The organism is Haematobacter sp. (genome assembly GCF_032102465.1).
GTDB lineage: Bacteria > Pseudomonadota > Alphaproteobacteria > Rhodobacterales > Rhodobacteraceae > Haematobacter.
The window spans coordinates 38,304-50,449 of sequence record NZ_DAMDHB010000005.1 but is presented as its reverse complement, the minus strand read 5'-3'; the positions used below and the strand labels follow the sequence as shown (position 1 = coordinate 50,449).

Sequence of the window (12,146 nt, the reverse complement as noted above, 5' to 3'; positions counted from 1 at the left end):
CGGCTTTTGCATGTCCATACGAACGGGCGCGTGGGAGGAGAACGAAATGGAACATCAGGACAAGGCGCTCGACCGGGAGCAGGCGGTATTGCGCAATCTGCTGGACCGGTATGCGGAGGACCGACCGGAGGCACTTTTCGTGCATTTCTGGCCCGATGTTCAGTGGTCCTACCGCATGACATGGGAGAAGGTCCGTCAGCGCGCCGCGACGCTGCATGCGCATGGCGTCCGCCGGGGCAGCCATGTTCTGTGCTTCATGGGCAACGGGCCTGACCTGCTCGTCACCTGGTTCGCGATCAACTACCTTTGCGCTGTCTATATTCCCTTGAATACAGCTTCTCGCGGCAGGCCGCTCGAACATATCCTGAGCGATGCGGACGCCCCGCTCATGGTAGCGGAAGCGGGGCTGCTGGACCGGCTGGCCGATGTCGCGCCGGGCAAGCTGCGTAAGGTGCTTGCGGTCGGCGCAGGCGAAATTCCGGCGCATGCGGATATCGAGATCCTGCCACTTCACGAGGTGGATCACGTCGATCCCGCGATCTTCACTCTGGAAACGCCGATCGAGCCGTGGGACACTCTGGCCATCATGTACACCTCCGGCACCACCGGAAATCCCAAGGGCGTCGTGACCTCCTATGCGCAGCTCTATACGATGGGGCCGGATGCGTTCGAGGTGGCGCCGGATGATCGCTGCCTCATCTGTGGACCTATTTTCCACTGCGGTTCAACGCTTTACGTTTACGCGCAACTGGCGCGCGGACTGTCCATCGGCATGATGCGGGAGTTCAAGACGCGGGAGTTCTGGTCAGCCGTGCGGGGCACAGGATCGACCTATTGCCTCCTGCTGGGCGTGATGGCGAGCTTCCTGCTGAAAGAGCCCAGCCAGCCCGATGATCGGGACCACCCGCTTCGCCGCGCCTTCATCACCCCCTTCGGGGAGGACGGGCCGCTCTTTGCCGAGCGGTTCGGAGTGGAAGCCTGGACGATATACAACATGACGGAGATCGCCAGTCCGCTGCACGCGGGCCCCCTGCGGGGAAGCGCCGGCCTGAAGGGTATTGCCGGGCGACCGCGCCCCTGGTTCGATCTGCGGATCGTGGACGTCAACGATATCGAGGTGCCGGAGGGTGCCACGGGGGAACTCATCATCCGCTCAAGCCGCCCCTGGGCACTGATGAAGGGCTATCACAACGCTCCTGCCGCAACCGTAGAGGCAATGCGGAACGGCTGGTTTCACACCGGCGACGGCTTCCGGCGCGATGCTGCGGGGCAATTCTTTTTCGTGGACCGGCTGAAGGACGTGATCCGGCGGCGGGGGGAGAACATCTCCTCATTCGCTCTGGAAGCGGAGGTGACCGCCCATCCCGATGTGCGGGAATGCGCCGCAGTCGCCGTGCCGAGCGCCTTCAGCGAGGATGAGGTGTTGATCGTGGTCACGCCGGTCGCCGGTCGGATAATCGACGCAGAGGCGCTGGTGGCTTATCTCGCGGGGCAACTGCCGAAATTCATGGTGCCCCGCTACGTCAGGGCAATGGACGACCTGCCCAAGACGGCGAGCGGCAAGATCCAGAAGCATATCCTCCGAACCGACGGCGTGACCGGCGATACGTTCGACCGGGAGCAGGTAGCCGCCCGGACATGATCTGCCGGCGGGGCGCGCAAGTCGGCGTGCCCTGCCGCTAGGCCAGGTATTCCTCCAGCACCGCCCGCGTCCCCTTTGCCCAGAGGGCTTCAAGCGCCTTGGCGAAGGCGTCCGCGACCTCAGGGTGCTGACCGAGATCCCCGTAGATGTCGGTCATTCCCAGCCAGATCGCCGGATCCTGCCGCGCGGCTTTGGCCCGCAGGGTCAGCGCCTCCCAGCGCGGATCATTCGGTGCGATCCCGGCCCCGCTGTCGCTCTCTCCGGCGCAATAGCGGCACCACAGGGCGGATTCGAGCAGCAGCCCCCGCGGCAACACCCCCCGCGCGAGATTGTCCCGGATCGAGGGCACGATGAACTTCGGTTGACGCCCCGAACCGTCAAGGCACAGCCGCCGCACCGTATCCGCGACCTCCGGGTTGGAAAACCGCTCGCGGATCACGCGGTAGTAGTCCTTCAGATCGGTATCGGGCACCGGCGGAACGATGGGCAGGATCTCCTCCCCCTCCACCCGGTCGAGAAAGCGGGAGACCAGCGGCTCTGCCATCGCGTCATGGACAAGCTCCACATCCATGAGCCCGGACGGATAGGCGATGATTGCGTGGCCGCCGTTCAGGATGCGGATCTTCATCGTCTCGTAGAGATGGACATGCGGGGTGAAGGTCACGCCCACTTTCTCCAGCGCCGGGCGACCTGCGGGGAAATTGTCCTCCAGAACCCACTGGCGGAACGGCTCGCAGGTGACGGGCACGGGATCGTCGAGACCGAAGTCCCGCGCCATCGCCCGCTCCCTCTCGCCGGTGGCGGGCGTGATACGGTCCACCATGCCGTTCGGAAAGGCGACATTCGCATGCACCCAGCCTGCGAGTTCGGGATCGAAAAGCCGCGCCAGACCCACCACCGCATTCCGCGTGACCTCGCCATTGCCGGGGAGGTTGTCGCAGGACATGACGGTGAAGGGCTGGATCCCCTGCGACCGCCGAACGCTCAACGCCGCCAGAATAGCGCCGAATGCGGTTGCGGGCGCCTCCGGATTTGCGGCATCGGCCAGAATATCTGCGGCCCCGGGATCGAAATCCCCGTTGGCATCCGTGAAGTAGCCGCCCTCCGTCACTGTCAGGCTGACGATGCGGATTTCCGGCCGGGACATGGTGGCGACGAGCGTGGCATTGTCCGGCTCCACCGGGATGTAGTCGATCATCGACCCCACGCGGCGTGCCCGCTTGCCGGAAGGATCAAGCTCGATCACTGTCGAAAGGCAGTCCTGCGCCTTCAACGCCGCCCTCATGGCAGCGTCCGGCGCCCTTACGCCCGCCCCGATGATCGCCCAGTCATGGTCGTTGCCGCGCGCAAAAAGGTCATCGAGATAGACGGCCTGGTGCGCGCGATGAAAATTGCCAAGCCCGATATGCACGATACCGGGGGTCAACCGGCTGCGGTCATAGGCGGGAAGGGCCACGGAAGTATCAGTATGTGTCATGTTAGACCACCGCTTCACCGAGGGGAAGGGGCGCGCATCAGCGGAGGGAGGGTCCCTGACGCGCGCCCGCAATCATGGCTCACGCCATCCAGTTGCCGCCGTCCACGCCAAAGCATTGGGCGACGATGTAATCGGCCTCCGATGTGGCGAGAAAGATCGCCATGCCGGTCAGGTCCTGCGCGGTGCCCATCCGTCCGAAGGGCACGGCCTCTCCGACAAGGCGCTTCTTCTCACCGCGCTGCCGGTTCTCATACTTCGCGAACAGGCTGTCCACGCCGTCCCAGTGCTCTCCGTCCACCACGCCGGGGGCGATGGCGTTGACGTTGATGCCATACCGGATGAGGTTCAGCCCCGCCGACTGGGTAAGCGAGATGACGGCGGCCTTCGTCGCGCAATAGACCGCGACCAGCGGCTCGCCCCGGCGCCCCGCCTGGCTCGCCATGTTGATGATCTTGCCGCCCTCTCCCCGCGCGATCATGTGCCGCGCAACCGCCTGAAGCGTGAAGAGCGTGCCCGCGACATTGACCGAGAAGAGCCGGTCATAGCTCTCACGGGTGATTTCCTCGATGGGGGCCGCATCGAAAAGCGCCGCATTGTTGACGAGGATATCTATCCCCCCCATCGCGGCCACCGCCGCCTCCACACCTGCCTCGATGCTCTCCTGCCGCGTCACATCCATCGTGACAGCATGGGCGCCTGCACCGAGCGCGCCCGCAGCCTCCTCGACAGCCGAGGCATTGATATCGGCCAGTGCGACCGACGCGCCCTCCGCCAGATAGGCACGGGCGAATTCCAGCCCGATACCCCGCGCCGCGCCTGTGATCAGCACGCGCTTCCCTTCCAGTCTCATGCGATCGCCTTTCCAGCCTGATCGAAGCGATAAATCTTGCCCGCCTGTGGGGCGAGGCCGACGGGCGCGCCGCTCCCAAGGCCCACTTCGCCATGCGCGCGCACCGTCAGCGGGCCGACCCCTGCCACATCCACATGGAGGAACGTGTCCGAACCCAGGTGCTCGGAAAGGGTCACCGTGCCCTGCCACGGCCCGTCATCGGCAAGCGTGACATGTTCGGGACGAACCCCGATGGTATGCGCGCCATGCTGTTCAGCAGCCGCCCCTTCGATGAAGTTCATCTTGGGGCTGCCGATGAAGCCCGCCACGAAAAGATTGGCGGGGCTGCGGTAGAGCTCCAGCGGGGTGCCCACCTGCTCGATCCGGCCAGCGTTCATCACCACGATCTTGTCGGCCATCGTCATCGCCTCCACCTGATCGTGGGTGACATAGATCATCGTGGTTCCCAGCGACTGGTGAAGCTCCGAGATCTCCTGCCGCATGGAGACCCGCAACGCCGCGTCGAGATTGGAGAGCGGCTCATCGAACAGAAACGCCTTCGGTTCGCGCACGATGGCGCGCCCGATCGCCACACGCTGCCGCTGCCCCCCCGAAAGCTGCCCCGGGCGGCGGTCGAGATAGGGCGAGAGATTGAGGATCTTGGCAGCCTCCTCGACCTTCCGGGCCTGATCGGCGGAGGACATCCCGGCCATCCTCAGGGGGAAGGCGATGTTCTTGCGGACTGTCATGTGCGGGTAGAGGGCATAGGACTGAAACACCATCGCGAGCCCGCGCCGCGCCGGCGGCAGGTCGGTGGCGGTGTTGCCGTCGATGGTGATGGTGCCGGAGGTCACATCCTCCAGCCCCGCGATCAGCCGCAGCAGGGTGGACTTGCCGCAGCCGGACGGCCCGACGAAAACCACGAACTCGCCCTCCTCCACCCGCAGATCAATGCCCTTGATGACATCCACACCGCCGAAGGATTTCTGCACGTCCTTGAGAACGATCTCGCCCATCGGCGCCTCCTTACTTCACCGCGCCGAAGGTCAATCCGCGCACAAGTTGCTTCTGGCTGAACCAGCCGAGGATGAGGATCGGCGCGATGGCCATGGTGCTTGCCGCCGAAAGCTTGGCGTAGAACAGGCCCTCGGGGCTGGAATAGCTCGCGATGAAGGCCGTCAGCGGTGCGGCCTGCGAGGCCGTGAGGTTCAGCGTCCAGAAGCTTTCGTTCCAGGCGAGGATCACGTTCAGCAGCAGGGTGGAGGCGATGCCCGGCACCGCCATGGGGGTGAGGACGTGGACCACTTCCGACCACAGCCCAGCCCCGTCCATCCGCGCGGCTTCCAGAATTTCCGCCGGGATTTCCTTGAAATAGGTATAGAGCATCCACACGATGATCGGCAGGTTGATGAGCGTGAGCACGATGACCAGCCCGATCCGGGTATCCAGAAGCCCCGTGTCGCGGAAGATCATGTAGATCGGCACGAGCACACCCACCGCGGGCAGCATCTTGGTCGAGAGCATCCACATCAGCAGGTCCTTGGTCCGCTTGCCGGGGACGAACGCCATGGACCACGCGGCCGGAAGGGCGATCGCCAGACCGATCAGCGTGGAGCCGAGAGAGATGACGACAGAGTTCCAGAAATGGCCCAGATAGTCGGACCGCTCGTTGACCGCGTGATAATTCTCCAAGGTCCAGTCGAAGAACAGGAAGCTCGGCGGGGTGGCGACAGCCTCCCCTTCCGTCTTGAAGGATGTCAGTACCGTCCAGAGGATCGGAAAGAAGATCGCCAGCCCGATGACCCAGGCCAGTACGGTGACAAGGGCTTTCTGCCCGTTCGTGACATTGCGCGCCATGTCAGGTCTCCAGGTTCTTGCCGATGGCGCGCATCAGGAAGATGGCGACGATATTGGCGAGGATGACCGCGACGATCCCGCCCGCGGACCCAAGGCCCACATCGAATTGCAGCATCGATTGCATGTACACGAGGAAGGTCAGCGTGGTCGAAGCCGTACCCGGTCCGCCATTCGTGGTGACGAGGATCTCCGCGAAAACCGAGAGGATGAAGATCGTCTGTATCAGGATGACCACCGTGATCGCCCGACTCAGATGCGGCAGCACCAGGTGCCAGAACCGCGATCCCCAGCCGGCGCCGTCCATTTCCGCCGCCTCCATCTGCTCGCTGTCGAGGCTTTGCAGCGCGGTGAGCAGGATGAGCGTCGCAAAGGGCAGCCATTGCCATGCCACGATCAGGATGATGGAAAACAGCGGGGCCTGCGCGAAGAAATCAAACGGCTGAAAACCGAGCGTCCGCGCGATCCAGGCAAACAGCCCGTTCACCGGGTTCATCATCATGTTCTTCCACACCAGCGCGGAGACGGTGGGCATGACGAAAAACGGCGCGATGACGAGGATGCGGACAATCCCCTGCCCCCACATCGGCTGATCCAGCAGCAGCGCCAGGGCAATCCCGCCCAGTGTCGTTATCGCCAGCACCCCAAGCACCAGCGTCAACGTATTGAAGAGCGCGGGCCAGAATGCGGGGTCGGTGAAGAAATACCGGTAGTTCTCGAACCCGGCGAAGGTCTCCATCCCCGGCATCAGCAGGTTGTAGCGAAGCGTGGAGAAGTAGAGCGTCATCGCGAGGGGCACAATCATCCACAGCAGCAGCAGGATGACCGCGGGTGACAGCATGAGCCGCCCTGCGGAACGTGAGGCTTGCGTCGCCATGACGGATGTCATCCTCTCTACCTGCGGCCCTCGCGGGTCCGAGCGAAAAGGCGGCTGACGGAGGAGCCGCCTCCCTTGTCAATCGAAGATCACTTCGGGCAGATCACTTCGGATAGCCGGCGCGCGACATTTCCCGCTGGGTGAGGGTCTGCGCATTGGCCAGCGCCTGCTCCGCCGTCGCACTCCCGGCCAGCGCCGCGGCGACCTGCTGACCCACCGCCGTGCCGATTGCCTGAAACTCCGGAATGGAAACGAACTGTCCACCCGTATAGGGCACGTCCTTCTCGGACGGATGCGCGGTATTCGCCGACTGGATGGCCTTCAGCGTCATCTCGGCAAAGGGTGCGGCCTTCAGGTAGTCGGCGTTCTCATAAAGAGAAGTGCGCGTGCCGGGGGGCACGTTGGCAATCCCCTCATGCTCCGCCACTAGCTGGGTATAGGCGGGAGAGGTTGCCCAGGCGACGAAGGCTTTCGCAGCCTCCGCCTTCGTGGAAGTTGCCGGAATGGCGAGGTTCCACGACCACAGCCAGTTGCCATGGTTCTCTCCGCCCGGGCGGGTGGGAGAGACAGCATAGCCCACGTGATCGGCCACTTTCGAATCCTTCGGGTTCGACACGAAGGATGCGGCCACCGTCGCGTCGATCCACATGCCACACTTGCCCTGCTGGAACAGCGCGAGGTTCTCGTTGAACCCGTTGGAGGAAGCGCCGGGCGGGCCGTAGTTCTTCATCAGGTCCAGATAGGTGTCGAGCGTCGCCTTCCATTCAGGGCTGTCGAACTGCGGCTTCCACTCCATGTCAAACCAGCGGGCGCCCATGGAATTGGCCATGGAGGTGACGAAGGCCATGTTCTCGCCCCAGCCCGCCTTGCCGCGCAGACAGATGCCATAGACTTCCGCCGACTTGTCGGTCATCTTCTGGGCGGCATCCTTGATGAAGTCCCAGTCGGGCGCGGCAGGCATCGTCAGCCCGGCTTTTTCCAGCAGGTCCGTGCGGTACATCAGCATGGAGCTTTCCGCATAGAAGGGGGAGGCGTAGAGCTTGCCCTCCTCCTTCAAGCCCGCGGCCACCTGGGGAAGCAGGTCGTCTGCCGCAAAGCCCTCGCCCAGATCGTCCAGCGACATGAGCCAGCCCTGCTTGGCCCAGATCGGCACCTCGTAGTTGCCGATGGTCAGGACATCGTACTGGCCGCCCTTCGTGGCGATATCGGTGGTCACCCTCTGGCGGAGCGTATTCTCCTCCAGCGTAACCCAATTGACCTTGATGTCGGGATGCTTGGCGCTGAAATCCGACATGAGGCCCTGCATGCGGATCATGTCACCATTGTTCACCGTGGCGACGGTGATCGTGGTCTCCGCCATCGCGGCCCCGGTGATCCCAATGGCCACGGATGCGCCCAGCAGGGCGCGCAGCGTAAAAGTCATTTTTCCCCTCCCCTAGGATCGCGACAATGCCACTTGAGCAAATCATCGCACTTTGAGCAAATATTCACTTAAGCGCAGAGCCGGTCAACCCCTTCCCTCCGCCGCACCTGCAAAGTCCGTGTGATGGAAGGTCAGGCGGACAGAATGCCGCGAGCGGTGCTTTCGTCGGTAACCAGTCCGTTGATGATCCCGGATGTGAGTGCGGCGCGTATGGCCGCCACCTTCTGCGGTCCGGCGGATGCAGCCACCACGGGGCGCTCCGGCGTGGCATGAACCCTTACCCCGCCGACGCGGGAATTCAGAGAGAGATCCATGTACCGACCTTCGCGATCGTAGATCCATCCGGCGACCTCACCCGTCGCGCCACTGCGCTGCACATGCACCAACTCCTCCCGCGTCAGGAAGCCATCGGTAAGCAAGGGGGCGTCGTCCGTCATCTGGCCGACGCCCGCGAATGTAACGTTTGCCCCCCCTGCCAGTTCCCTCACGACGCGCACGGCGGGAAGGGACTGGAACGCCACATTTTCCTCTGCAGTCGAGGAAAGGACCGGCACCGGCATGGGATAATGGCGGGCCTGCACCTTTTCGGCGAGATGCATGATGACATCGAAATAGGATGCCGAGCCGTCCGGTGCGATATTGCCGATCAGCGAGACAAGACGATGCCGCGGCGCGTCCACCCGTCCCATCGCATCCACCATTGCCCGCATCGCGCGCCCCGTGCCGACGGCGATCACCAGGGGCTCCGGGCGACGAAGCACGCGCTCCATCTCCGCCGCCGCGGCGGGAGCGATGGCCTGCACCGGATCGCCGCCCGCGCCGAGACTGGGCGCCACACGGCAACGCCAAAGGCCGAAGCGATCGGTCAGCGCGGCCTCCAGAGCAAGGCAGGGCGCAAGCCGGTGATTGAGCCGGACATGGATCATGCCCGCCGCCATCGCACGGCTGACGAGCCGTTGCGCCCGCTGCCGCGAGATATCCATCTCGCGCGCGATCTGATCCTGCGTCATGCCGCCGACATAGTAGAGCCAGGCCGCGCGGGCAGCGTCATCATCAACGGAGGCATCGGAATCGGGAGGCAGGCTCATAAGGCAACCTGTTGGAAGAACGCGGGGAAAGCGGCGCGGATGTCCCCGAAGCTGGAGAAATGCCGCGCGGCCAAGGGCGAAGGGACCTCCCCGCTCATATGCCCGCCGCCCGTGAACTGCCAGCCCGTCATGCCCGCGCGTGCCGCGGCCGTCAGCCCCGGCTCGCTGTCTTCCAGCACCACGACGCTGGCGGGTGCCACACCCATCGCCCGCGCCGCATGCAGGAAAAGATCGGGCTCCGGCTTGCCACGGGCGACATCCGCCACGGTGAAGCAACGCCCGTCGAAAAACCGATCCAGACCGGTTGTCGCGAGGGAACGGCGAAGTCGGTCGGGGCTGGAGGAGGTCGCCAGACAATAGGGCACGGCAAGGTCACGAAGCATCTCCGCCGCGCCCTCCATCGCCAGAAGCTCCTCAGCGAACCGCGGGAGCAGCCGATCCAGGTAGCGCTGCCGGAAATCGGCGGGTAGCCGGCGCGACCAGACCCGGCTCACTTCCGCCTCGACGGCCGGAAAGCTGCGGCCAAGGAAGTGCCGCCGGAAGGCGGGCAGGTCGATGAACACCCCTTCCCGCGCCAGTTCTTCGGTCAGCACGCAACAACGGCTGATCGTCTCACTGTCGATCAGCACGCCGTCGCAATCGAATATGATGAGCGCGGGGGTCATGCCGAGAAGCATAAGGCGGCGCGCGGACCGGGTCCACCGGGGGAGAGGGGCGCGGATCCCGTGGGGGGCTGGACGCTGCGAGGCACGCCTGCCAAAACGGGGCGGCACTTGCGACTGGGAGAGAAGCATGTTCCTCGGCCTCGATCTGGGCACTTCGGGTATCAGGGCGCTCCTGATGGACGAAAGCCAACATATCCTCGGCTCCGCGACAGCGGATCTCCACGTCTCGCGCCCGCACCCCGGCTGGTCGGAGCAGGCCCCCGAAGACTGGATCGCCGCCGCCGAAACCGCCATCGCAAGCGTCCGGGAAGCGCATCCTGCCGAATTCTCCGCGCTGAAAGGGATCGGCCTGTCCGGCCAGATGCATGGCGCGACGCTCTACGACGCCGCAGACAGGCCGATCCGTCCGTCGATCCTTTGGAATGATACGCGCGCGGCGGAAGAAGCGGCAGAGATGGACGCGACACCCGCCTTTCGCCGCATCACCGGCAACATCGTCTTTCCGGGGTTCACCGCGCCAAAACTGCGCTGGATCGCCCGGCATGAGCCGGAGGCCTTCGCCCGCGTGGCCAAGGTGCTGCTGCCCAAGGATGCCCTCCGGCTCTGGCTTACGGGGGACCACGTCTCGGAAATGTCCGATGCTTCCGGCACGAGCTGGCTCGATATCGGGGCGCGTGACTGGTCAGACGAGCTGCTGGCCGCGACCGGCCTCACCCGCGCCCACATGCCCCGGTTGGTGGAAGGAACCGAACCGGGCGGGATGCTTCGCGACCGGCTCCGGCGCGCATGGGGCATCGACGGTGCGGTGACGGTGGCGGGAGGGGCCGGAGACAATGCCGCCTCCGCCGTCGGCATGGGTATGGTGTCCGAGGGGCAGGCGTTTGTCTCGCTCGGGACATCCGGCGTGCTCTTTGCCGCGAACGACGTGTGGCGCCCGCAGCCGGAAAGCGCCGTGCATGCCTTCTGCCACGCATTGCCGAACCGCTGGCACCAGATGGGCGTGATCCTGTCTGCAGCAGATGCCCTGAACTGGCACGCGCGCACTTCCGGCGCGACCGCCGGGGATCTGTCGGCCGAACTGGGGGAGGTGCTGCGCGCACCGGGGCCGGTCACCTTCCTGCCCTATCTCTCTGGGGAACGGACGCCGCATAACGACGCACGCATCCGCGGTGCGTTTACGGGGCTCGGCCATGAGACGGGCCGGGCGGAGATGACGCAGGCTGTCATGGAGGGTGTGGCCTTCGCACTGGCCGACAACCTTGCCGCGCTGCGATCCGCAGGGGCAGAGGTGTCGCGGGTGACGGCGATCGGCGGCGGCTCCCGCTCCGTCTATTGGTTGCAGGCCATCGCGACGGCGCTGGACATCTCCGTGGAGCTTCCCGCACGCGGCGACTTCGGCGCGGCCTTTGGCGCCGCGCGGCTCGGGCTGATTGCCGCGACCGGGGCCGATCCGCTTGTCATCTGCACCGCGCCGCCCGCGGATAATGTCATTTTCCCCGATGCAGCACTCCGCCCGGCATTCGACACGGCCCGCCAACGCTACCGCAGCCTGTATCCGCTGCTCGCAACCCTTTGATATGGAGACGGACATGTCGGACCTTTCCCGCTTTCCCATCACGCAACGGTGGCCTGCAAAGCATCCCGAGCGGTTGCAACTCTATTCGACACCCACCCCGAACGGCGTGAAAGTGTCGATCATGCTGGAGGAGATGGGCCTGCCCTACGAGCCGCATTTCATCGATATCGGCAAGGACGAGACGTGGACCGAGGCCTTTCTGTCGCTGAACCCCAACTGCAAGATACCCGCGATCCTCGATCCGTCCGGTCCGGGTGGACAGCCGCTCGGCCTGTTCGAATCCGGGGCGATTCTTGTCTATCTGGCCGAAAAGACCGGGATGTTCCTGCCTGAAGGCCCCGAGCGCTACGAGGTGCTGCAATGGGTGTTCTTCCAGATGGGCGGCATCGGACCGATGTTCGGCCAGCTGGGATTCTTTCACCGTTTCGCGGGGCGGGAGTACGAAGACAAGCGCCCCCGTGACCGCTACGCCACGGAGTCCGCGCGCCTGCTCCGGGTACTGGAAGGACAGCTTCGGAAGACGGCCTTCCTCGCCGGGCCGGATTACACCATTGCGGATATCGCGACGCTGGGCTGGGTGCGGAACCTCATCGGGTTTTACGATGCGGGCGAGCTGGTGAACTATGCCGAGCTGGAAGCGGTGCCCCGCTGGCTCGAAACCTGCCTCGCGCGGCCCGCAGTGGAGCGGGGACTGAGCATCCCCGCCCGTTCCTGA

General features: G+C 64.8%; 11 protein-coding genes. 3 read left to right on the top strand and 8 right to left on the bottom strand.

The features are described from left to right. The first annotated feature begins 10 nt into the window (after nt 1-10). Entirely contained in the window at nt 11-1,642 is a 1,632-nt protein-coding gene (locus RT513_RS05305; RefSeq protein ID WP_313533698.1) for an AMP-binding protein, read from the top strand. A gap of 37 nt (nt 1,643-1,679) precedes the next feature. On the opposite strand, the gene RT513_RS05300 is transcribed toward RT513_RS05305, so the two are convergent. From RT513_RS05300 to RT513_RS05265, 8 genes are all read right to left on the bottom strand, one after another. Continuing rightward, entirely contained in the window at nt 1,680-3,119 is a 1,440-nt protein-coding gene (locus tag RT513_RS05300; protein WP_290687717.1) for a mannitol dehydrogenase family protein, read from the bottom strand. A 79-nt stretch (nt 3,120-3,198) separates the two neighbouring features. Continuing rightward, the gene (locus tag RT513_RS05295; RefSeq protein WP_290687715.1) at nt 3,199-3,969 is read right to left on the bottom strand and encodes an L-iditol 2-dehydrogenase; all 771 of its coding nucleotides are present in this window, start codon (nt 3,967-3,969) and stop codon (nt 3,199-3,201) included. Next, on the bottom strand, nt 3,966-4,964 hold the full coding sequence (locus RT513_RS05290) for an ABC transporter ATP-binding protein (protein WP_290687713.1): 999 nt from the start codon (nt 4,962-4,964) through the stop codon (nt 3,966-3,968). The genes RT513_RS05295 and RT513_RS05290 overlap by 4 nt, the downstream gene beginning before the upstream one ends. 10 nt (nt 4,965-4,974) lie before the next feature. Next, entirely contained in the window at nt 4,975-5,805 is an 831-nt protein-coding gene (locus tag RT513_RS05285; protein ID WP_088214119.1) for a carbohydrate ABC transporter permease, read from the bottom strand. A gap of 1 nt (nt 5,806) precedes the next feature. Then, complete coding sequence (locus RT513_RS05280; RefSeq protein ID WP_088214192.1) at nt 5,807-6,679, bottom strand: carbohydrate ABC transporter permease; 873 nt, start codon at nt 6,677-6,679, stop codon at nt 5,807-5,809. A 103-nt stretch (nt 6,680-6,782) separates the two neighbouring features. Beyond that, a complete protein-coding gene (locus RT513_RS05275) occupies nt 6,783-8,102 on the bottom strand; it encodes a sugar ABC transporter substrate-binding protein (protein WP_290687708.1) in 1,320 nt (439 codons plus the stop codon). Nucleotides 8,103-8,233: 131 nt separating this feature from the next. Next, entirely contained in the window at nt 8,234-9,190 is a 957-nt protein-coding gene (locus RT513_RS05270) for a sugar-binding transcriptional regulator (protein ID WP_290687706.1), read from the bottom strand. Further along, complete coding sequence (locus RT513_RS05265; RefSeq protein ID WP_290687704.1) at nt 9,187-9,855, bottom strand: HAD family phosphatase; 669 nt, start codon at nt 9,853-9,855, stop codon at nt 9,187-9,189. The genes RT513_RS05270 and RT513_RS05265 overlap by 4 nt, the downstream gene beginning before the upstream one ends. 127 nt (nt 9,856-9,982) lie before the next feature. Between RT513_RS05265 and xylB the strand changes: the two genes are divergently transcribed. After that, nucleotides 9,983-11,431 (top strand): xylulokinase, encoded by a 1,449-nt coding sequence (gene xylB, locus RT513_RS05260; protein ID WP_290687702.1) that lies wholly within the window; start codon nt 9,983-9,985, stop codon nt 11,429-11,431. 13 nt (nt 11,432-11,444) lie between these two features. Beyond that, the gene (locus tag RT513_RS05255; RefSeq protein WP_290687700.1) at nt 11,445-12,146 is read left to right on the top strand and encodes a glutathione binding-like protein; all 702 of its coding nucleotides are present in this window, start codon (nt 11,445-11,447) and stop codon (nt 12,144-12,146) included.